This window comes from Priestia sp. SB1 (assembly GCF_038898415.1).
Genome location: NZ_JBBJSS010000009.1, coordinates 180,785 through 201,378, shown reverse-complemented (window position 1 = coordinate 201,378; position 20,594 = coordinate 180,785). Strand labels below are relative to the sequence as shown.

At 38.1% G+C, this 20,594-nt stretch carries 27 protein-coding genes and 1 riboswitch; of the genes, 6 read left to right on the top strand and 21 right to left on the bottom strand.

Annotation, left to right across the window (positions count from 1 at the left end; all coding sequences use genetic code 11):
• Positions 1–161 precede the first annotated feature (161 nt).
• Positions 162–1,535: an MATE family efflux transporter gene (locus tag WKH56_RS28815; RefSeq protein ID WP_028413627.1), complete on the top strand. Its 1,374-nt coding sequence runs from the start codon at positions 162–164 to the stop codon at positions 1,533–1,535.
• Between the two features lie 86 nt (positions 1,536–1,621).
• On the opposite strand, the gene WKH56_RS28810 is transcribed toward WKH56_RS28815, so the two are convergent.
• Positions 1,622–1,900: an AbrB/MazE/SpoVT family DNA-binding domain-containing protein gene (locus tag WKH56_RS28810; RefSeq protein WP_025752053.1), complete on the bottom strand. Its 279-nt coding sequence runs from the start codon at positions 1,898–1,900 to the stop codon at positions 1,622–1,624.
• 374 nt (positions 1,901–2,274) lie between these two features.
• Positions 2,275–2,655 carry a replication termination protein gene (locus WKH56_RS28805; protein WP_013056721.1) on the bottom strand — a complete coding sequence of 127 codons (381 nt, stop codon included), beginning with the start codon at positions 2,653–2,655 and terminating at the stop codon, positions 2,275–2,277.
• A 229-nt stretch (positions 2,656–2,884) separates the two neighbouring features.
• On the opposite strand from WKH56_RS28805, the gene WKH56_RS28800 reads away from it, so the two are divergent.
• Positions 2,885–3,319: an Hsp20/alpha crystallin family protein gene (locus WKH56_RS28800; RefSeq protein WP_013082862.1), complete on the top strand. Its 435-nt coding sequence runs from the start codon at positions 2,885–2,887 to the stop codon at positions 3,317–3,319.
• A 42-nt stretch (positions 3,320–3,361) separates the two neighbouring features.
• Here WKH56_RS28800 and WKH56_RS28795 read toward each other — a convergent pair whose 3' ends face one another.
• Both WKH56_RS28795 and WKH56_RS28790 read right to left on the bottom strand, forming a co-directional pair.
• Positions 3,362–4,123, bottom strand: coding sequence for an anti-sigma factor (locus tag WKH56_RS28795; RefSeq protein WP_028413628.1), 762 nt, complete (start codon positions 4,121–4,123; stop codon positions 3,362–3,364).
• On the bottom strand, positions 4,120–4,686 hold the full coding sequence (locus WKH56_RS28790; RefSeq protein ID WP_028413629.1) for an RNA polymerase sigma factor: 567 nt from the start codon (positions 4,684–4,686) through the stop codon (positions 4,120–4,122). The genes WKH56_RS28795 and WKH56_RS28790 overlap by 4 nt, the downstream gene beginning before the upstream one ends.
• Before the next feature lie 149 nt (positions 4,687–4,835).
• Here WKH56_RS28790 and WKH56_RS28785 point away from each other — a divergent pair, with 149 nt between their 5' ends.
• Positions 4,836–5,234 carry a thiol-disulfide oxidoreductase DCC family protein gene (locus tag WKH56_RS28785; RefSeq protein WP_028413630.1) on the top strand — a complete coding sequence of 133 codons (399 nt, stop codon included), beginning with the start codon at positions 4,836–4,838 and terminating at the stop codon, positions 5,232–5,234.
• A 159-nt stretch (positions 5,235–5,393) separates the two neighbouring features.
• Here WKH56_RS28785 and proC read toward each other — a convergent pair whose 3' ends face one another.
• The 4 genes from proC to WKH56_RS28765 are packed head-to-tail and all read right to left on the bottom strand — an operon-like array spanning position 5,394 to position 8,168.
• Complete coding sequence (gene proC, locus WKH56_RS28780; RefSeq protein ID WP_028413631.1) at positions 5,394–6,197, bottom strand: pyrroline-5-carboxylate reductase; 804 nt, start codon at positions 6,195–6,197, stop codon at positions 5,394–5,396.
• 3 nt (positions 6,198–6,200) lie between these two features.
• Positions 6,201–6,863 carry a bacillithiol biosynthesis deacetylase BshB2 gene (gene bshB2 / locus WKH56_RS28775; protein ID WP_048021287.1) on the bottom strand — a complete coding sequence of 221 codons (663 nt, stop codon included), beginning with the start codon at positions 6,861–6,863 and terminating at the stop codon, positions 6,201–6,203.
• Positions 6,864–6,886: 23 nt separating this feature from the next.
• On the bottom strand, positions 6,887–7,234 hold the full coding sequence (locus WKH56_RS28770; RefSeq protein WP_013056714.1) for a YojF family protein: 348 nt from the start codon (positions 7,232–7,234) through the stop codon (positions 6,887–6,889).
• 46 nt (positions 7,235–7,280) lie between these two features.
• Positions 7,281–8,168: a 5'-3' exonuclease gene (locus WKH56_RS28765; RefSeq protein WP_048021288.1), complete on the bottom strand. Its 888-nt coding sequence runs from the start codon at positions 8,166–8,168 to the stop codon at positions 7,281–7,283.
• 243 nt (positions 8,169–8,411) lie between these two features.
• Between WKH56_RS28765 and WKH56_RS28760 the strand changes: the two genes are divergently transcribed.
• Positions 8,412–8,723 (top strand): hypothetical protein, encoded by a 312-nt coding sequence (locus WKH56_RS28760; protein WP_016763842.1) that lies wholly within the window; start codon positions 8,412–8,414, stop codon positions 8,721–8,723.
• Positions 8,724–8,773: 50 nt separating this feature from the next.
• Here WKH56_RS28760 and WKH56_RS28755 read toward each other — a convergent pair whose 3' ends face one another.
• On the bottom strand, positions 8,774–9,574 hold the full coding sequence (locus tag WKH56_RS28755) for a GIY-YIG nuclease family protein (RefSeq protein WP_028413633.1): 801 nt from the start codon (positions 9,572–9,574) through the stop codon (positions 8,774–8,776).
• Positions 9,574–10,503, bottom strand: a complete 930-nt coding sequence (gene panE, locus WKH56_RS28750) for a 2-dehydropantoate 2-reductase (RefSeq protein ID WP_048021290.1) — start codon at positions 10,501–10,503, stop codon at positions 9,574–9,576. The genes WKH56_RS28755 and panE overlap by 1 nt, the downstream gene beginning before the upstream one ends.
• A gap of 251 nt (positions 10,504–10,754) precedes the next feature.
• Between panE and WKH56_RS28745 the strand changes: the two genes are divergently transcribed.
• Positions 10,755–11,675: a CobW family GTP-binding protein gene (locus tag WKH56_RS28745; RefSeq protein WP_014460454.1), complete on the top strand. Its 921-nt coding sequence runs from the start codon at positions 10,755–10,757 to the stop codon at positions 11,673–11,675.
• 32 nt (positions 11,676–11,707) lie between these two features.
• On the opposite strand, the gene WKH56_RS28740 is transcribed toward WKH56_RS28745, so the two are convergent.
• Positions 11,708–11,866 (bottom strand): hypothetical protein, encoded by a 159-nt coding sequence (locus WKH56_RS28740; protein ID WP_013056708.1) that lies wholly within the window; start codon positions 11,864–11,866, stop codon positions 11,708–11,710.
• A 294-nt stretch (positions 11,867–12,160) separates the two neighbouring features.
• Between WKH56_RS28740 and WKH56_RS28735 the strand changes: the two genes are divergently transcribed.
• Positions 12,161–12,487, top strand: coding sequence for a MerR family transcriptional regulator (locus WKH56_RS28735; RefSeq protein WP_013082852.1), 327 nt, complete (start codon positions 12,161–12,163; stop codon positions 12,485–12,487).
• A gap of 91 nt (positions 12,488–12,578) precedes the next feature.
• On the opposite strand, the gene rarD is transcribed toward WKH56_RS28735, so the two are convergent.
• The 10 genes from rarD to WKH56_RS28685 form a co-directional block, all read right to left on the bottom strand.
• Positions 12,579–13,505: an EamA family transporter RarD gene (gene rarD / locus WKH56_RS28730; RefSeq protein ID WP_048021292.1), complete on the bottom strand. Its 927-nt coding sequence runs from the start codon at positions 13,503–13,505 to the stop codon at positions 12,579–12,581.
• A gap of 146 nt (positions 13,506–13,651) precedes the next feature.
• Positions 13,652–14,221, bottom strand: a complete 570-nt coding sequence (locus WKH56_RS28725) for a cob(I)yrinic acid a,c-diamide adenosyltransferase (protein WP_310884365.1) — start codon at positions 14,219–14,221, stop codon at positions 13,652–13,654.
• Positions 14,218–14,643: a bifunctional adenosylcobinamide kinase/adenosylcobinamide-phosphate guanylyltransferase gene (locus tag WKH56_RS28720; protein WP_033578770.1), complete on the bottom strand. Its 426-nt coding sequence runs from the start codon at positions 14,641–14,643 to the stop codon at positions 14,218–14,220. The genes WKH56_RS28725 and WKH56_RS28720 overlap by 4 nt, the downstream gene beginning before the upstream one ends.
• Positions 14,595–15,209 (bottom strand): histidine phosphatase family protein, encoded by a 615-nt coding sequence (locus tag WKH56_RS28715; protein ID WP_048021295.1) that lies wholly within the window; start codon positions 15,207–15,209, stop codon positions 14,595–14,597. Before WKH56_RS28715 ends, WKH56_RS28720 begins: the two co-directional genes overlap by 49 nt.
• Entirely contained in the window at positions 15,167–15,940 is a 774-nt protein-coding gene (gene cobS / locus WKH56_RS28710) for an adenosylcobinamide-GDP ribazoletransferase (RefSeq protein WP_028413639.1), read from the bottom strand. The genes WKH56_RS28715 and cobS overlap by 43 nt, the downstream gene beginning before the upstream one ends.
• Positions 15,937–16,497, bottom strand: coding sequence for a bifunctional adenosylcobinamide kinase/adenosylcobinamide-phosphate guanylyltransferase (locus tag WKH56_RS28705; RefSeq protein ID WP_028413640.1), 561 nt, complete (start codon positions 16,495–16,497; stop codon positions 15,937–15,939). The genes cobS and WKH56_RS28705 overlap by 4 nt, the downstream gene beginning before the upstream one ends.
• Positions 16,494–17,573 carry a threonine-phosphate decarboxylase CobD gene (gene cobD, locus WKH56_RS28700; protein ID WP_028413641.1) on the bottom strand — a complete coding sequence of 360 codons (1,080 nt, stop codon included), beginning with the start codon at positions 17,571–17,573 and terminating at the stop codon, positions 16,494–16,496. Before cobD ends, WKH56_RS28705 begins: the two co-directional genes overlap by 4 nt.
• A complete protein-coding gene (gene cbiB, locus WKH56_RS28695) occupies positions 17,548–18,534 on the bottom strand; it encodes an adenosylcobinamide-phosphate synthase CbiB (protein ID WP_033578767.1) in 987 nt (328 codons plus the stop codon). The genes cobD and cbiB overlap by 26 nt, the downstream gene beginning before the upstream one ends.
• Positions 18,535–18,538: 4 nt before the next feature.
• Entirely contained in the window at positions 18,539–19,147 is a 609-nt protein-coding gene (locus WKH56_RS28690) for an adenosylcobinamide amidohydrolase (RefSeq protein ID WP_048021298.1), read from the bottom strand.
• A gap of 88 nt (positions 19,148–19,235) precedes the next feature.
• Positions 19,236–20,195 carry an ABC transporter substrate-binding protein gene (locus WKH56_RS28685; protein WP_028413644.1) on the bottom strand — a complete coding sequence of 320 codons (960 nt, stop codon included), beginning with the start codon at positions 20,193–20,195 and terminating at the stop codon, positions 19,236–19,238.
• A 259-nt stretch (positions 20,196–20,454) separates the two neighbouring features.
• A riboswitch (cobalamin riboswitch) is annotated at positions 20,455–20,587 on the bottom strand.
• Positions 20,588–20,594: the final 7 nt, after the last annotated feature.

Here is a 20,594-nt window from a genome sequence, read left to right as displayed (position 1 = left end):
TCAAAATTAAAATCATATACTACTTTACCTTTTACTTCCTTTCAAAGTGTGTTCTTTATGGATACATTCTTTGAATTTATTGTCAGAACTCTTAGCAAAAACAAGCCTTTGCGTGATATAATGCTTTTTGGTGTAAATGTTTTCAAATTGGGGGTTTTTTAATGCAACAAACGTTTTCAACGTCTCAAAAAGTTAAGCAGTTCGTTTTTATTTTATTTCCGATATTGGTCACCCAGTTTGGAATGTTTTCAATGACTTTCTTTGATACGATGATGTCAGGAAGAGTTAGTGCAGATGACTTGGCAGGGGTAGCAATTGGTTCGAGCTTATGGGTGCCTGTTTTTACAGGGCTAAGCGGAATTTTAATGTCTATTACGCCAATTGTTGCACAGCTGGTGGGAGCTAATCAAAAGAAAAAAGTTCCGTTCTCTGTCATTCAAGGGCTTTATGTCTCCATTTTAATGGCCGCTGTTATCATTTTAATCGGCTTTTTTGTTGTTAGTCCTATCTTAAAAGGAATGAATTTAGAAGCAAACGTGATGCGCATTGCCAAACAGTATTTAATCGCTTTATCTTTTGGTATTATTCCGCTTTTTATTTATACGGTTTTACGAAACTTTATTGATGCTTTAGGGCAAACTCGTACGTCTATGCTGGTCACCATTTTAGGGCTTCCGATTAATGTGGCTTTAAACTATGTATTAATCTTCGGTAAGCTGGGCTTCCCTCACTTGGGTGGCGTAGGCTCTGGTTATGCAACGGCCATCACATATTGGTGTATACTTGTCATATCGATTTTAATTATTCATAAAAAAGAGCCTTTTTCTAGCTTCGGTTTATTTAAAAAATTTCACCGTATCTCATTTTCTGCCTGGAAAGAAATATTAAAAATTGGTTTACCTATCGGTTTTTCCGTATTTTTCGAAACAAGTATTTTTTCAGCTGTCACGCTGTTTATGAGCTCATATAATACCATTACAATCGCTTCTCACCAAGCAGCTATTAATTTTGCCTCATTTCTCTATATGATTCCACTGAGTATTTCGATGGCTTTAACAATCGTTGTAGGATTTGAAGCGGGTGCTAAACGGAATCAGGATGCACGAAGCTATAGCAGAATTGGTATAACAATTGCTGTTGGCATGGCTTTTGTTTGCGCAGGTCTTTTATTTACTCTTCGAGAATCCGTAGCATCTTTATATACAAAAGATGCAGAGGTGCTCGCATTAACTTCTCACTTTTTGATTTATGCAATTTTCTTTCAGCTTTCTGATGCTCTTCAAGCTCCTATTCAAGGTGCGCTGCGAGGATATAAGGATGTAAATGTAACCTTTTTAATGTCCTTGGTATCTTATTGGGTAATTGGTCTACCTTTAGGCATTGTGTTAGCAAAATACACCGATTTGCAGGCGTTTGGCTATTGGGTTGGACTAATTGCTGGGCTCGCTGCAGGAGCAACAGGACTTGCGTATCGTTTGATAAAAATACAAAAAAAGCAGCTGCTAGAGGAGGATAAATCTTCTCGAACGGCTTAAACCAAAAAAGAACGTTCTCAAAAGAACGTTCTTTTTTGGTTTAAAGATGGATGGATATTCTTCCTTATACTAAGACCTAAAACTTCTTATTTATTTAAGGTACGCTCTAACTCTTGTAAAAGCTGTTCCGCACCTTTTTTACTTAACACAACGTTTCCATTACCAAAGGTTAAGTTTTCACGCGTAATTTCCCCAGTTACTAAGCAAGCACCATACGGGCTATACTTTTGTAAAATAATAATATCTTCATCAACATATATTTCTACTGGATCACCTGTGTTGATATTTAAAATACGGCGCAATTCAATAGGAATTACTACGCGACCCAATTCATCTACTTTTCTTACAATTCCTGTAGACTTCATAAAATCCATTCCTTTCATAGTAAACAAATAATATCTTCTCGATACAAATCTAGTCAAATTCGTCAGAGTTGCTAAAACCAAAATGCTTGAATGATGGTCTGATAACGGTTTATAAGTTCTTAAAATATGGCAAATAACGTATTAAATAGATTTATATACACTTTGTATCATATCAATTCGTACACTATTTATGAATAGTGCATAATCTTTAAAATCGAATTCATCCATATATGTTAAAAGTGTGTATTTTATCCATAATATAACTATATATCCATCTTTTACACTACTTTGTACCCATTTTATAACTTTTATTCCGACATAAGACGACAAAATCAGCTATAGAAAAAACGTGTCTTTTCTAACTAAAGACACGTTCATTTGGACCCGAAGTTGTCACGAATAGCTTTTTGAATCATAGCTTCACACCGCTCCAGCTCTACTTTTAATTGTTTTTTATATAATTTAGCTTTCTCTTCTCCCTCATTTGTAAATGTATAATAAACCACTTCTTGAAGCTTCATTCCTTCTTTTTTACGCTTCACCTGTTTGAGGACACCGTCTTCAATCAAGTCATGAAGAGCTTTGTATACCTCAGAATGATTAGGTTTGAATCCAAAAGGTCGAAATTCATCTCTCAACACATCTAATAACCGAAGGCCATACAGACGCTCTTGCTCCGTCATTGTAATCATATATAATTTTAAGAAAGCACGTTGTTTTAATAGAAAACCACTGGATGTACGCTTTTCTCTCATCTCAACTTCCCCCTTCACATACTTGCTTTCATTTAGAATAATAGAAAGCTCTATACGTAATTATACTTTTTTTATTCTACATAATCCTTCTTTTTCATTCAAAATCTCTTTTTTTCCTCACATTTTTTCACTTATTTACGCATTTTTCTCATTCTTTGTAAGCAGGCATTGAATTTTCTTTTTTTCATATATATAGAAGGAATTTACGTGAATATAAGGAGGGGTTCCTTTGAGTAAAAAATATGAAGAGATTGATTGGGGTTCAATTCAGCATAAGGTAGAAGATATGCTTGGAAATCACTTTTGGAGCGATTTAAATCACATCTTGCCAAAGCGATTTCCAAACGTCGATTTATATGAAACCGATAAAGAAGGCATTATCGTCGTTGAAGTTCCTGGACTACATTCCACTAACGACATTCAAATTAAGTTGGACGCAAATATATTAACCGTTGAAGGGAACGTTCCTTATGCTTATGAAGCATCTAAACAAAAGCTAAAACTGAACGAACGCCATACAGGCGTATTTTCTCGCACGGTCAAACTTCCTTTTCACTACACGGACGAACCAGTTCGCGCTAAGTACAAAAATGGTTTATTGGAAATTCGACTGAATAAGATAGAAAATGATCAAACCATTGCTATACAGTTTGAAGATGATTAACTGCACGTAACAAAAACCCTTCTGCTAGCAGAAGGGTTTTTGTTAGAGCGCTGAACTTAACACAACGTTTCCTTTTGGCGTCTTATTATTCGCGTTCGGTTCTAAAGTAATAGCCATAACATCCCACTTTTCACTCTGTTCTTTTTGGCTCATCGTATAGACCACTGTCCCATTTCCATTTTTATCTGTTACAAAAGCACCTGCCGGGTGAGGCTTATCACCTTTTATGAGCCATACCTGATAGACTTCATTCCCTTTTACATTTTTCAAGTTATTCGCTTGAATGACCACATTTAAATTTCCACCTTTTTTCGTCAGAGATGCTGTTGCTTCACCAGAAACATTCGGCTCTGCCTGCAGCTTCATCGTTTTCTCAGATGTAAGAGGTTCATTTTGAGGAGCAACCGAAACATTTGGTTCTTGTTTGCCTTTGTCTCCATCTTTCAACAGAAAGTAGCTGTTTCCTACAAGGGATAAAATAAGTGCCGCAGCTAATCCAATAATGACGGATTTTTTATTTGATTTCTTAGACGCAGCATATTGTTTTTCATTTTTTAAAGCTATTGATTCTCTCTTTGTCTCACCTTGATCTTCTTCGAATACATTTGCAAGTATTCGCTGTTTCATTTCTGGAGGAGGAGATTGCTCTGGTGTCAAATACGTTAGATCTCCAAGAACTTCCTCCAGTTCTTTTAGTTCATCCTGACAGCTTTGACAGTTTTTTAAGTGCATTTCAAACTCTTTTTTCTCATGGGAAGTCAACTGATCATTATAGTAATCAATTAGTTTATCGCACATACTCATGAATCAGCTCTCCCTTCTGCATCGGTACCTAAATATGTTTTTAATTTCCGCAACGCTAATCGCACCCTACCCTTTACTGTTCCTAATGGGATTTGCTGCTCTTCTGCTACTTTTTGCTGCGTTAATCCCTTAAAATAAACGGATTGAATAATCTTTTTTTGGTCTTCAGACAATTTTGATACAGCGTGCCGTACTCTCTGCTGTTCTTCTTTCCACTGAAGGTGCTCGTCAATCTGAGGATGATCATCTTCAATAAAATCAAAAATTTCTTCTGAGAAAATAGGATCGTTTTTTCTTTTTCTCACCATATCAATCGCGGTGTTTCTTGTAATCGTAAACAGCCATGATGAAAACTTCCCTTTTTCATCGCTGTAAACTCCCTTTCCTCTCCACAGCTTAATAAATACTTCTTGAACAGCTTCTTCAGCAATATCAGAGCTATTTGTTAACCGGTATACAAACGAATAAAGAATTCGCTCGTACTTGTCATACAGCAGTTCAAGGGCTTTTTTGTCTTGTTCTTTTATTCTATTGTATAAGACAACGTCGTTTTGCTCTTTCATACCCTTCTCCTTTAACTCTTATGAGTCCTTATTATATAATCGAATTACCTTTGCATTTGGATCACTTTCACATCTTTTAAACGTACCTTTATTTTTCAAAAATAACAAGTAATTATACTTTTTTTATGGAATAGGAGCGAAATTGTCCAATGAAACATTTGATTCTTTTTGACGGCATATGTAATTTATGTAACAGCAGTGTTCAATTTATTATTAAACATGATGAACAAGCTTTGTTTTCTTTCGCCTCTCTTCAATCAGATTTCGGAAAGCAGCAGCTCGCCTCTCACGGCTTACTTCCTGAGCAATTAGACAGCATTGTATATATCCATGGAAAACAAAGATATATAAAATCAACGGCTGCTTTAAAAATCGCCAAGCGCTTAGATGGACCCGTTAAATTTTTATATGCACTTATTATCATTCCTGCGCCTATTCGAGATATCGTATACAACTGGATCGCTCGCAACCGATATAAGTGGTTTGGCAAACAGCAGCACTGCATGCTCCCAACTTCTGATACAAAAAAGCGATTTGTCGATGACTAAAAAAGCTCGGCACATAGAGAAAAAACGATTCCAAAGAGGCATATTTTTATGTTAAGAAAGTCTATTCATAAAAAAATCCGAACTGATTCAACATTCTAATGAAAGAATGCTGAACTATAGTTCGGATTTTTTATCTAACATATGATTGTGTGAGCTTTTTTAGCTTCCACCCATTGCTTTTTTATTCGTTGCTTCAATTGCCTGCTTCATTGTTAAGAAAAAGTCTTGTTCTTTCATCACTTTTAATCCTTCGGCAGTAGCGCCGCCTGGAGTTGTTACTTGCTCTCTTAAAGACGCAGGATCTTTGGTTTCATGTAGCATTTGTACAGAGCCATACATCATTTGAATAACTAAATCTTTGGCTGTTTTTTCGTCCACACCGTAAGCAGTCGTTGCATCAATTAACGATTCTGCAAAATAATATAAAAACGCAGGTGCACTGCCAGTTACAGCCGTTAGCTCATGTACTTCTTTTTCTGAACACTCATGCGCTTCACCAATTCCTTTTAAAATCATTTGAAGCACTTCTTTATGCTCTTTTGTTGCAGAAGTTCCAAGTGTATACAGGGACATCGATTGCCCAATCATAGCAGCTGTATTTGGCATAATCCAAGCGACAGGCGTTTCCTGAGGAAGGTGGTTTTCTAAATAACTCGGACCAATTCCTGCAGCTAACGTTACAACAAATTGCTGATTTAAATGAGTCGAAAGTTCCTTGAGAACGGAAGGATGCGCCTCGGGAGGCATCGCTAAAATAATAACGTCCGAATTGTCAACTTCCTGGCGCCAATTTTGCGTCGTTTGTACGCCGTACGTTTTTTCAACTCGCTGTAACCGACCGATATCTCCGTTGTTTGACATCACCACTGCCTCAATACTATCAGCGCTGCTCGTAACCAAGCCAGCCGCTACGGCTTCAGCCATTCGTCCTGCTCCAATAAATAAAATTCGCTGTTTTTTCATCTGTTACTCCCAGTTATATGTCCAGAATTCTTCTCTTGTTAATAGACGTTCCATTTGCGGATAGTCAGATAAGCGATCGAAGTCAATTGCGTTCATCATTCCTTCTGTTTGAGAACGATGGGCTTTTAACGCTTCAATTTTTTTATCTTTCATCGCTGTTACATCAAAAATAACATCTGGTTCTCCAATATGTTCAATACGATCTTTTGAAAACGCATGACACCAAACAACCGGCCGCTTTTCTTTTGGCATACGTTTTACCGCTTGGATCGTAGCTGCTCCCGTGGCATTGTGATCAGGGTGTACTGCAAAGCCAGGGTAATGCGTTAAAATGTGAGTCGGCTTTACATCGTTAATAATTTCTTCAATTTTATCTGCAAAAACATCAATATCAAGAAATTCTAGCGTTTTATCACGAAGCCCTAGCATACGCAAGTCTTGAATGTCTAAAACGTTTGCTAAATCTAAAAGTTCTTTTTCTCGGATTTGAGGTAGAGTTTCACGGTTAGCAAACAGCGGTCTACCCATGTTTCGTCCCATTTCACCTAGCGTAACACAAGCATATGTAACGGGCGTTCCTTTTTGTCTAGCTTGCGTGATCATTCCTGCTGCTCCATATGCTTCATCGTCAGGATGCGGAAATACAATTAATAATCTTTCTTCCATGTTCTATTCTCCTCTCTTTTCTGTTATGAAAACGGATGTTCACTTAATTGAAGGGCAACTGCTAAACGACCTTCAAAGTCATGCCCTGCTAAAAGAAGTCTGCCTTCTTCATCAATTTCCCAATCTGTTAATCCCTCTGCATAAATCCATCCTAAATCAATTTGAAGACCTACACGATAAGGACCTTCTCCAGTTATCTTTCCGTTTGAAATAGTGACTTTACCATTGCGAATAAAAGCCCCAACTGTCATTACTTTTTCATTTACGTGTGAAGCATATGCACCGTTTGTCGTTTCAAGGTGTACATATACGTCTTTATTTAAAAATGTTTGTATTTTTTTTTGAACTGTTTCTTTATGAATTGGTTGCACGCTTGTTACTCCTTTCTCATGTTCATAAATTGTATTGTACTAAAAATCAGGAGCGAATCCTAATGTTTAGTTCTAGACTTTGAATTTCTTTATTCCATCGTTCATAATCATACATAAATGTTAATTCTTCCCAATTCAACATACTGATTTCTTGAATGTCTATAATAATCTCAGCGAGTTCACGGCTAAGCATACCTAGTTCTTTTCCTTCTGCTAGCTTTTTTTTGTAACGATTAAAAGCTGGATCTAATTGTTCAATTTGTGCATAAATTTCATGGATAGAGCCATATTGTTGAATAAGAGGCAGTGCGGCTTTTTCTCCTACACCTGGAACGCCCGGAATATTATCAGATTTGTCACCAAGCAATGCTTTTACGTCCACCCATTGACGAGGATCAATATTATATTCTTCTTGAAAGTGCTTAAAGCCATAAACAAGATCGCCAACCTGCTTCTTAGCAATAATTTGCGAAATATGTTGATCTAGGAGCTGAAGCAAGTCTCGGTCGTTGCTATAGATGTACCCTGGACTTTGCTTTTCCTTACTCCACTTGCTTGCAAGTGCTCCAATTAAATCATCTGCTTCATAAGAAGACAATGACATTTGATAAATGCCTACTGTATCAAAAAATTGCTTTAACGTTTCGTACTGCTGAATCAGCGGATCAGGCAGCTCTGCTCTTGTTTGCTTATATAAAGCGTATGTATCTTTACGTTTTGTATCCTCGCGTTTAACATCCCAAGCGACGAAAATATGGCTTGGCTCATATTGGTGAATCAATGTATGCATTTTTTGAATCGTTACTCTCAGGGCATTCGTAAATTGGCCCTTACTGTTTCTTGTCAACGCTGCTTCATCTCTTCCATAAGAAGTAGCAAAATAACAGCGGCTTAATAAATTAAATCCATCAATTACTAATAGTGTTTCGTTCACATAGTCACGTCCTTTGAAAACTTTGCTCCTTTAGCTTTTAGAGCAAACATACTATAGCACTTGTTCTTTGCACGCGTCAATGAAGTACACAAAGCTCAAAACCCGCCCATTTTTTTCTCTCAATGTAAATGTAGTATAAAGATGTTAAATTGTTGTTATGATTTATTCGTTTGACTTTTAGAACTTTTGACTATCCTATAAAATGAGGATGAAAGATCAATCCTACAAATGAAGGTGAAAAAAGTGAATAAAAACACGATGATTAAAACATTAAAAGTTATATCTGTTGTGTCGCTTCTCGCTTTGTTATTTATCATTGCTTATGATCGTTCCATGTCTACATCCATGATTATTTTGTTCAGTTCGCTCATTTTCTTTGTATTTGTACTTAGCGACTTTTTTTTCGATCGCAAGCCGTGGGGATTAAAAGGCCTTCAATTATATATATCACTGATGTTATTCATCATTGCCATTTTTGAAATGCATCAAGTTGTCAGTTCACTTTGCGTTATTTCCATTATGGCTCTACCAAAAGTTATTGACGAATTAGCTTAAGCGCGAATGATAAATGATAAAATCCATGATCACAATGATCATGGATTTTATTACGTTTTGAGTAATTTTTCAGAGATGCGAAGAGCTTCTTCTATGCCAAATTTACGCACTAAACTGATGGCTTCCTTTATTTCTCTCTTTTTCAAATCATGAGTCGGATTTAAATTTAACAACACTTGAATAACAACTAAATCCCGCATCGTAAACATCATATTCTTTTTCATATCTCGCTGAAATGTATACTGTTCTTTTAAGAGCCGGTCACTTATTGCTAACACTTTCGACTCCGGAAGATGTAGCTGCGCTCCTGCTTCTTGACAAGACCACAATTTTTTCACTCGATCTTCAGCATTCATATTTGCGACTCGTGCATATGTAATATCGCTGTTTTCTTGACGAATCTCTATCTCTTTTAACGTTGGCTTTAGCACCGTTTTTCGCTTAGAGACTTTTTTCTTGTTAACTCCTGTATCCCTAAGGACTCTGCCGTGAACGGTGTAAATGTCGTATTCATTTTCTCTTTTTACATCTTGTTTATTGTATTTTGGAAAATAACCATTCACAAGCATCGTTCTCAACATATCTAATTCTTTTTTTAATCCATGAACTTCAATATATCCAACCGCATGAATTTCTTTGTGGAATTTTTTTGTATTGCTAACACCTTTTCCTGCAACGTGAGCTCTTACTCTTTCTGATAGAGAGCCCGTCGTGGTTCCGATATACAAAAGCCGGCCGGGTTCATCGAAGAAAAAATAAATGCCAGGAGCGGAAGGCAATTGTCCCATTTCTGCTGTACTTAGCAGCTTTTGCAATACTTGCATGACTGCTAAATCAATTTTTGCTGTCATTATTTTTGATAACCTTTTAACATTTCTTCATATACTTTTAGATGCGTATGTACAGTTTGAAGAAGCGGTACGTGTATAGACGATTTTTCAGCTAACTTCAGCAAATATCCTTGAAGGTGGTCTCCTTCAATTTGAGAGCTTTTTTCCATGTCGCGCTGCATCGATGACTTCATGTCATACGTCATTTTGTCCATCGTATTCATATGCTGTTCAATGATTCCTTCGGCTAATGGTGCATCGTAGGCCATCATAATATTTTCCACTTCTTTAAAAAGTTCTTGCACAAATTGACGCCCGCCTTTTGCTGCTAAAACTGGTCCAACAGGTGCGCGCATAAGAGTAGTCATGCCTGACATAACCGTAATAAACAAATACTTATGCCACATATCCTGTTCAATATATGAACTTTTCACAAACGAAGCTTTTGTACCACTGAACGCTTGCTCAATCAGTTGTAATCGTTCTGTGTCCTTCTGCTTAAATTCACCAAATACAAGTCTGTGAGCAGGACTCGTCTGGACGACCTCTCCATCTTGGTTTAAAGTAGTTTCAATAAAGCACAGCCCTCCAATGACTTTCTCTTCCCCAAAAGCTTCCTGCAATGGAGCGACATGAGCCATACCGTTTAACAAAGGTATTACAACGGTCTGATTCCCTACAAAAGGACGGACATCTTCAATTGCTTGTGTAAGATGATAAGCCTTCGTTGTGAACAAAATAACATCATAAGGTCCTTTTACCTCAGATTTTATAATAGCTTGTACAGGTGAAGTGAAGTCACCGTGTGCACTTTTAATCACAAGTCCGTTTTGTTCCAGCTCTTTTTTTCTGCGTTCTCTGACAAGGAAAGTAACATCTTCTCCTTTTTCCACAAGCCTGCCTCCAAAATAACCGCCAACGCCGCCTGCGCCTAAAACTAATATTCGCATAACTTTTGCTCCCCTTTTCTTTTTCTTTTATTGTAGCACAGCTAGTTTGAAATTTTATAATATTCTTATTTCATTGTATTTTGAGTTTTCTACAAAAGATAGCCATAGCGCTTTTAAAGTTGTTATAATGAATACAAAAAAGCATAAAAATTTACGTTTAGACATTTATCCCCTCTTGGATATACGATTTACCAACCCGTAATCGGAAAAATTCCGATTTAAATAATGTTATTTACATAGGAGAGACTGAAATGAAAACAGAAATCTACATTTTATCTGGATTTTTAGGCAGCGGAAAAACAACGTTGCTTAAACAGCTGCTTCAGCAAGAAAAAGATCGTAATCGCAATATTGCTGTTGTGATGAATGAGCTTGGCCAAGTTTCGATTGACTCAAATGAAGTAGAAGAAGACACGCCGTTAAAAGAATTGCTAAATGGCTGCGTGTGCTGTACGATTCAAGGTCAATTTGAAACGCAGCTTCATTCACTTTTACAGGAGAACACATTGGATGCTATCTATATAGAAACAACGGGAGTTGCCCATCCCATTGAAGTATTAGATGCTTGTATGTCTCCTCTTTTTGCGCATCAAGTTACGATTAAAAGTATTATCACCACACTGGATGCGACAAGATGGAAAGAACGTGGTTCCTTAAGCATTCAACTTCAAAAACTTCTTCAAGAACAAGTAAAACATGGGGATGTAATTTTATTAAATAAAACGGACATGCTGTCTGAGTCAGAAAAGTCTTCCCTGCTTTTTGAGATTCAATCCATTAACGCTAGTGCAAGGACATTATTAACGACATTTTCCCGCGTGAAGCTTGATGTGATTCAAAAAGCTCAGCTGTCTCAAAAACAGCCGCACCATAAGGCTCATGTTGAAGATCATCTTCATTTGAAAACATTTGTATATGAGTTTACAAAAAAAGTGGATCTTGAATTATTTGAAAATTGGCTGCGCCAAATGCCAGATACCATTTATCGCATTAAAGGCTATATGCGCTTCACTCATTCGAATGATACGTATTCGTTTCAATATTCATACGGCATGCCTCTATATATGAAAGAAATGATGAAGCTGCCCACCACTCTTGTCTTTATAGGTGAAAACCTCGATCACGCTAAGATGAAACAAGAATTATTTAATCTTGAACAACAATCTCATTAAAAATCCCGCTCTAGGCGGGATTTTTTTATTACTTATAAACAGGCATTTTGTACTCTGCGCAAAATTTCATATGCACGATTTCCGGCTAACTCTGTCAATTCTTCAAATTTTTCATCTCTTTTCAAATCGAGTTCAATAATTTCTTTTGCCAGCTCAATAATCTCTTCTTTTTTCAATTGTTGCACAGCCATGTAAAACGCCCTTCCCTTTTAGAATTTATGTATATTCTCACATTTATTTTCTATTCATCATTTTGAAAGCAAGTGATTAACCACAAGGCTTTATCCTGTATGGTTAACCACTTGGGATCGAGTTAATCATTAGTTTATAGGACTCTTTTCCCTATTTCATTATTTATGTCACTTTTTCTCACATAGTAATTCAAAAATATAACATATATATGTTAGAATGTATTACATGTTATAATTTTTTGTATTTTTTTCCTTTATAATAACATACTACTACGTACTCAGGGGTGAGGGAGATTGTCTACGAATGAAGCGTCATATCGAGATAAAAAAGTCATGTCTATTGGGATTGTAAAAGAATTAACCGGTTTATCAGAAAGACAAATTCGCTACTATGAGAAAAGAAGCCTGCTCTTTCCGGACCGAACCAATACGGGTATCCGGAAATATTCGTTTTCAGACGTCGAACGATTAATGGATATTGCCGATCGTATAGAAGAAGGAGTTCAAACGAGTGAAATACGCACAGAACTGGCTAAAAAAGATGAAGCGAGAAAAATGAAAGAAGTAAAAAACCAAATGCTTCAAGGTCAGTTGAACGCTCATTTCAAGCGGAAGCTATAAAGTATACATACGGTGACTTTTCCGTCTCCGTTTTTATTTCTTTACAGCAGACAAAAAAGCGCATATCTAAAGATATCCGCTTTTTTGTCCGTTAAGCTGAACGCCCTTTAAAGAATTTCGGCTGATGAGAGCTCATGAACTTAGTTTTAGATAAAATGAACATCACCGACCCGCCCCAAATGAACAAAAAGGCAATCATTTCCACGCTAGAAAACGGTTCGTGATACACGAATACCCCTAATAAAAGCGTCATGGTAGGAGCAATGTACTGCAAAAAACCGACCATCGATAGCGGAATAAGCGGGGCCCCTTTAGCGAAATACAATAGTGGCATAGCTGTAGCAACACCGCCTCCAATTAAAAGAGCACTCACATCAAGCGACTGAAGGGAAAAACTTGAAGATCCTTTCACTAAAAGAAAAATAAAATAAATAACTGCAATAGGTGCAACCATCATTGTTTCAATCGTTAATCCTACTTTTGCTTCTAACTGAATAGTCTTTTTTACAAGACCGTACAAACCAAAGCTAAACGCTAAGCTTAATGATACCCATGGGATATGTCCGTATGTAACTGTCATAACGATAACACCTATAGCAGCCAATCCAACCGAAGCACCTTGCCAAAAATTAAGCTTCTCTTTTAAAACGACTATGCCAAGCAAAATACTAACGAGCGGATTGATGTAGTAACCTAAACTTGTTTCAATAATATGATTATGGTTAACCGCCCAAATGTAAACGAACCAGTTGATGCTGATCAGCACTGAAGCCACAAATAAAATGGCCGCTTGTTTCGTATTACGAAATAATAAACCAAGCGTCTTCTTTAAAGAACTCATTTGCTTTGTCACAAGCAAAAGTAAAAGCATAAAAACAAATGACCATATAACGCGGTGAGCGAGTATTTCATTCGCATTCACCTCGCCAAGAAGCTTCCAGTAAAGCGGAAAAAGCCCCCACATAACGTAAGCGCTGGCTGTATAAACAATACCTGCTCGTTTAGAATCTTGATTCATTTCTCAACCTCTTTTCTTTATCTCTCTGTCTCTTATCATTATAGATGCATTTACCTCTTTTTTATAGCTTTATTTTGCCTATCGAAATAGCTCAAAAAAAAAAAAAAAAAAAAACGATCGCTTTTAGCTCGACCGTTTTTTATACATTATTTTTTAGGTTGTTTAAATACTTTGGCACTGCGAATATACTCTACGTCTCGTACATTTTCTCGCGCGTTAGCGATTCGAGCCGCAGCAAAGAAATAATCGGATAAACGATTTAAATACTGAAGCACCGCCACATTAATTTTATGCTCACGCTGCACGCCAACAACAAGCCGTTCTGCGCGGCGTGTAATCGTCCGACAAATATGAAGCGTTGTCGCTGCAGGTGTGCCTCCAGGTAAAATAAAACGCTCAATGGCCGGCGCTTCTGACATATAGACATCAATGCGCTTTTCAAGTACTGCTATCATGTCATTCGTTACTTTGTACGGATGATCATCTTTTGCAAATGCTAAATCACTTCCACAGTCAAAAAGCTCATGCTGAATCGTAATTAGCTCTTCTTTTACATCTTTTAATGTTGTTTCATCCAGCTGATAAATCGCTTGACCTACAAAGCCATTTAGCTCATCAATCGTCCCGTATGCTTCCACTCGAATATCATCTTTATTTACTCTTCCTCCAATTAAGCTTGTCTGCCCTTTGTCCCCTGTTTTTGTGTAAATGTTCATTGTATTTCCTCCTTCAATCGATTAGCAATTCCGTACCAAATGTGATCTACTTTCTGGGCATGTGCCGCCAAATGCTGATACGCATACCCGCATTCATCTCTCCACTGCCGCTCTATTGGATCTAAAGGAACAATGCCTTTGCCGACTTCAGTTCCAATCACTATTAACTGTTCCCATACACCGCTGTCTCTCCACTTCTGTATGACCTTTTTAACAACAAGATGCGGAGCCTCCAGCTCGCTATGTATTAATTCCTTAACATAGTGCTCAAATCCTTCTAGCACAATGTAACTTTCTTCAAACTCAATGGCCGGTAAAACGGGGTCTTCATACAAACAATGCCATTTTATCGACTCACTGGCATACTGCTGCTTCACCCATTTTCTTTTGCCGGTAAATGCACCGCCGAATACGAAATGCATGCTCTTCTCTCCTTTGCCTGTTTGTATGTGCACGTTACTGAAAAACCTTCTCCATAAGAAAAAGAAACATCCCAAAGCGACGCTGTCTGTTTAAAATGGGACGCAAGTAAACGCAGTGGTCCGCCGTGTGAAACAATAGCAATGTGACGCAATTGCTGACTAGCCGCCAAATCGACCGCTTCTTCCCAAGCTTCCCAAACTCGGTTTGAAAATCCTGAGAAGCTTTCACCATTCGGAGGCGTATGTTCTGCCCAGTGATCGATCCAATTTCTATATGCCCGTATGTTTTTTAAATCTTCATACGTCTTCTCTTCCCAATCTCCAAAATGCAGCTCACGCCAACTTTCCCTTTTAATCACCTGAGATTTAGGAAAAACAATTGAACTTGTTTCTAGCGCTCTTTTTAAGTCACTGGAAATAACGAGCTCCGGCTCTAGAGAAAGCTCTTTTAATTCATTTTTCCCTTCTATACTTAAAGGCGGATCACTCCACCCTATATATTTTTTTTGTTGATTTTCAAGCGTCATGCCATGGCGAATACATGTGATAACCAAAGGATTATCCATAAAAACGTTTCTCCTCCTTCAATGGTTGCACCTATAACATCTCCTGTTACGCCACCAAACTGCGAACGATAAAACCGTATCCAGAGCCATAAAAAACCGGCAAAGAAAAAGATAATGAATTTATTGTCTATAAAAACAATGAAAATAGCAACTAAGAATAGGCTCATGACGATAAATGCATAAATAGACCATTTGGTGACTCCTTTTTGAAAATAAGCAGCAAGCCCCGTATCTTTAGCGGGCTTATCTCTCATGACTAAGAAAGCGGCTCCGATTCTTGGAAGTGTAAAGACGGTTATACATGCCCAAACCGATAAAGAAGAAAGAGACGTTAATTCATAGATTGCACTAAAGCGCAGCAGAAGCAGAACAATAAGAGAAAGAATAGCAAAAGACCCAACGTGCGGATCGCTTAAAATCTGCAGTTTCTTTTCCTTTGACTGATGGGAAAAATACGCATCACTTACATCCATCCACCCGTCTACATGAAGACCACCCGTTAAAACAAGCGGCAAAAGCAAAACTAAAATACTGCTAACAATAGCAGTGATAGGTGAATAGTGAAGCAGCTGTAAAAAGCTATAAAACATTAAACCTAGTAATATGCCAATCCAAGGCAGGACAAAAAGTGAGCGTGCCGTTCTTTTTTCAGTCCATTGAACGGTTTTAGCCAGTGGTAAGATCGTAAAAAACTGAAGAGAGATTCGTAGTATGGCTATCCATTCTTTCATTTGCTTACACATTCCTTTCCTTTTTTAAAACGGGAAAGTCCCGCTTCTACACAAATAGCCACATCTGCTTTTTCTACAATATACTGATGTAATTTCCCTAACATATGCATATAGCTATATGTCGGCTCCTCTAACACGCCCGCTTCAAACAGTTCATTAGATACTAGCACGACCGTCTGAGACTGCGCAAACAGCTTATCGAGCGCTTCTATCATCTGACGAAAAACCTCTTGTTTACCTTCTTTTGTTTGCCACCTTTTTTCGGTTAAAAAAAGCTCATTGGCAAGCCAGTTTGTGACACAGTCCAAGAGTATAGTATCATCACTTCGAAGGTTTGGAAGAATTTGTTGTAAATCTACAGACTGCTCGATCGTTGCCCAAGGCGTGTTCGCCGCTTGACGTTCTGTTTGATGAAGCTGGATACGTTTTTGCATTTCACTATCTGTTTGCCGGCTTGTGGCAATATAAACAGCGCGCTTTGTACAAAAAGTTTGAACCATATTCTCCGCTGCACGTGATTTGCCGCTTCGAACCCCTCCGCTAATAAAGATGATCATATTTCATCGAGTCCTTGTTTGATTACGTTAAGTAAATAGTCATTTTCTTCTTTCGTTTTCACAGCCAAACGGATATAGCGTCCATTTAAAAATGGGAAGTTTTCGGTATGCCGAGCTACCACACCGCGGCTTGCTAAATAGATAAGCCAATCGCGCGTTTTAATAGAAGACGGAACGCTGCAAAGATAATAGTTTGTTTGAGACGGAGAAACCAAAAGCCCCCATTCTTCTAATTGACTCAAGATCCGTTTTCGTTCTTGTTTAATATAATGTACGGTTTTTTTCACAAAATCTTTTTCATCTACACATATCATCCCTACTTGCTGCGACAATCCGTTTACACTCCAAGGAGGTTGTTTTTTAGACATCTTGCTAATGATTTTTTCATTTGCCAAAATATAGCCAAGGCGAAGCCCCGCAATATTAAACATCTTTGTCATCGAACGCACAACAATGAGATGTTCATAGTTTAGAATAAGAGAATCAAATGAAGGCTGATGTTCGACAAAATCAATAAATGCTTCATCAATTATTAAGTATGTACCATGATGAGCAGCAGCTTTTACTACTTTCATCCATTCCTCGTGACTATACATAACGCCCGTTGGATTATTTGGGTGACAAATCCATAGTACTTTTATATCCGGAAGAATACTCATAATCAACTCTATATCCCAGCTCCAGCCATTTTCTTCAGCTAAAGGAACGTATGTCACTTCACATCCATACGCTTTACTTGCCTGTTCGTATTCGACAAACGTCGGCTGTACAATCCCCGCTTTCTCTCCTGAAAATAAAGAAGCAATAAGGAAAAACGCTTCAGCGGCTCCATTTGTGGGCAGCACTTGAGCAGCGGAAACATGATGATGAGCTGCAAGTTTATTTTTTAGTTCTGTTACTTCAGGATCAGGGTAACTAAACGCAGCTTCCTTGAATTCGTTCCACTTTTCGTGAAGAACAAGGGGAGCCCCTAAAGGATTTGTGTTTACGCTAAAGTCTTTTAGATGCGACAAATTCTCGGCCCCTATTGCTTTTAAAAAGACATTGGGGTTAGCTCCATGTGTAGGTAATAGCACTAATAACTCCTCCTAACAAAAGATAGAATAACCACGTAGCATAGACCGTCCTTTTCATAATGAAAACAGCTTGTTCAATATGACCGGCTTGCAGGGGAATGAGTGGTTCGCCCATTTTTGCACGATTAGATTCTATGCCTTTATATGTATTAAGCCCGCCGAGTTGAATACCTAAAAGGGCAGCCACTGCACTTTCCCCGTATCCGCTATTTGGACTTGGATGCTTCTTAGCATCGCGCTTAATCAAACTCGTTACATGCCAAAGAGAATATTGGCTTTTTGCTACATTAACAGCGGTCATCACCACTGCAGTTAACCGACTTGGAATATAGTTTAATACGTCATCGGTTTTTGCACTAAAATAGCCGAACAGAAAGTAGCGGTCATTTTTATACCCAACCATTGAATCGCATGTGTTAATAGCTCGGTAAAAAAAGGCTAGGGCTCCTCCTCCTATAAATGCATAAAAAAGCGGAGCTGTAATACCATCACTTGTATTTTCAGCCACGGTCTCTACCGTCGCTCTGGCAATTTCTCCTTCTGATAAACGATCCGTATCTCGTCCCACAATCATGCTTACTTCATATCTAGCTTTCTCCATATCTCCTAGCTGAAGCGGCTTTTGCACCTTATAAGCAGCTTCGCTTAAGGAACGAGTGGATATAGTAGTCGCAATCATTACCCCCTCTACTAAAACACCTAGTATAAAATGAACTCCGTACAAAGCATGAAGGAATAAAAAAGGAATAACTCCTGCGAGCACCACCATACTTATCACAAGAAGCAATCCTTTGAATCGTTTTCCTGCGCCTTTATTTAATCTGGAATCCATCCAATAAATCCACTTGCCAAACCAGCGAACGGGATGCGGCCAATTTTCTGGGTCGCCTATGATTCGGTCAATGAGTAGAGCAATCGTCATGGCTGTCAGGTGTGCAATCATCGCTTGTGCAATACTCATTTCTTCACCTCTTTTCCTTAAGTGCCTGCTCTAAGCTTATTTTTACCAGCTTGGCTACCGCTTGACCTAAAGCGGTCATAGAGCCTGCATATTCATATAATGGTCCTTGCTGAGACGCTGCAACTGAGATACTGTCCGTAGATGTTCCCGTAGCAATCGTCTTTGTAGCTGGATCTATGACACCCAGCTGTGACAGCGTTTTTGTTTTGGCTTCTGTAGCGGCAATAAAAAGCTGTAAAAACGCTGCATCCGTAAGCGTGCCTTCCACGAAAAAAAACATATTAATTGTACCGGGAGAGGAATAAAATGGAACAGCTTCGTCAGCTGTAATATCTACTGCGTTTCCTACTCCAGCCGTTATCACGGAAGCTACTCTTACTCCGTAGCCTTCGTAACAGTAAACCGCTCTTTCTTTTAACCAAACCGCTGTCATCAACCCTACGATTTGCTCATGGCGCACATTTTCTTTCATCAAATATTGCTCATACTCTAAAGAAGGAGTATCTGAATAATAGTCTTTATGAACAAATCGATTGTAAAAGGTGTCCGTTTCCATGATGCCTGTTCCTAAAACGCCTGAGCTGTATGTTTTATAAGAAGTCTCGGTTTTCATGATTAAAAGCTCAGGCCGTTCTTCAATTTTAAGATGTGAAAAGGGACCAATCCCCTTTTCAATTCGAACTGGAATATGGTCCCTCTTTTTATTTATTGTACACCTCAGGGTATACTGCTTTTGCTAAGTCCTCTAAGCCATCTACAATACGAGGTCCTAAGCGGTTGATTTTGTTTTGATCAACCTTTTCGATGTTCCCCTCTTTTACAGCAGTCATGCTGCTCCAAGCGGGACGCTTCATAATCTCATTTTTGTCTGCATCATACGTTGCGATAATAACGTCAGGGTTTAACTTAACAACTTGCTCTTCAGAAAACTTAACCCAACCCTTTTCACTAGCCGCTACGTTATCAGCACCGATCATAGTAAGCATTTCGTTCATGAACGTACCTTTTCCTGTTGTATAAATCTCAGGAGCTCCCGATACCTCTATCCATACTTTTTTACGATCTTCTTTTGAAATCGTTTTTGCTTTTTTCTCAATTGAAGCTACTTTTTCTTTCATGTCTTTAATTGTTTGATTAGCTTCTTTTGTTTTACCCGTTAATTTACCAATTTGCGTAATAGAATCATAAACCGTATCAAACGTTGTTGAATCTTTTACAACAAATACCGGAATACCCGCACTTTCAATTTGTTTAAATACTTCATCTGAAACGCCCATACTTGAAGCGTGTGCCAGCACTAAATCAGGATTTAAAGCAATAACTTTTTCTGCATTAACGTTCATATCTCCCACCTGCGCTTTTTTCTTTACGCTTTTAGGATAATCATCGTTGCTTGTGACACCGACTAATTCTTTCTCAAGGCCAAGGGCATATACAATCTCCGTATTACTTGGCATTAATGAAACAATTTTCTTAGGCTGTTTTTTCAACGTAATTTCTTTATCACGCGCGTCTTTTACCTTCACTGGAAATGCAGCTTGTGACGTTTGTTCTGTATCTTGCTTCGTTTTTTTATCACTGTTGCTTTGGCTGCCTGCACCGCATGCAGCAAGTACGATGACTAACAGCGCAATAATGGAATACGAAAGCCATTTTTTCATCTAAATACTCCCCCTATATATTGTTCATTGTGAATACGAAACCTCCACGTTAAAGAAAAAGCAAATGATCATGCAAAAAGCAGCGCTATCCCGTTTTTTCCGCTTTGACTATGTATACTGCTCGGCAGCAGCTTCAAAATAAAAAAGCTTTACTTTCAATTGAAAGCAAAGCAGGTAACGTCAAGATAAGCAGGAAAAGAATCCGTTCACTATACTTGATATGTATGTTCATTACCCTGCTTCACCCTTCCTCGAAGGTTTCACAGCTAACAATAAGGCAGGTCTCCTGACTTACGCACAAAGCGCTTACAGTGGCGGGACCGCGCTGGTTTTTCACCAGACTTCCCTTTTCACTCAATCTTTAAATTGAGACCTTATTGCTTTACGATTATTCACTTG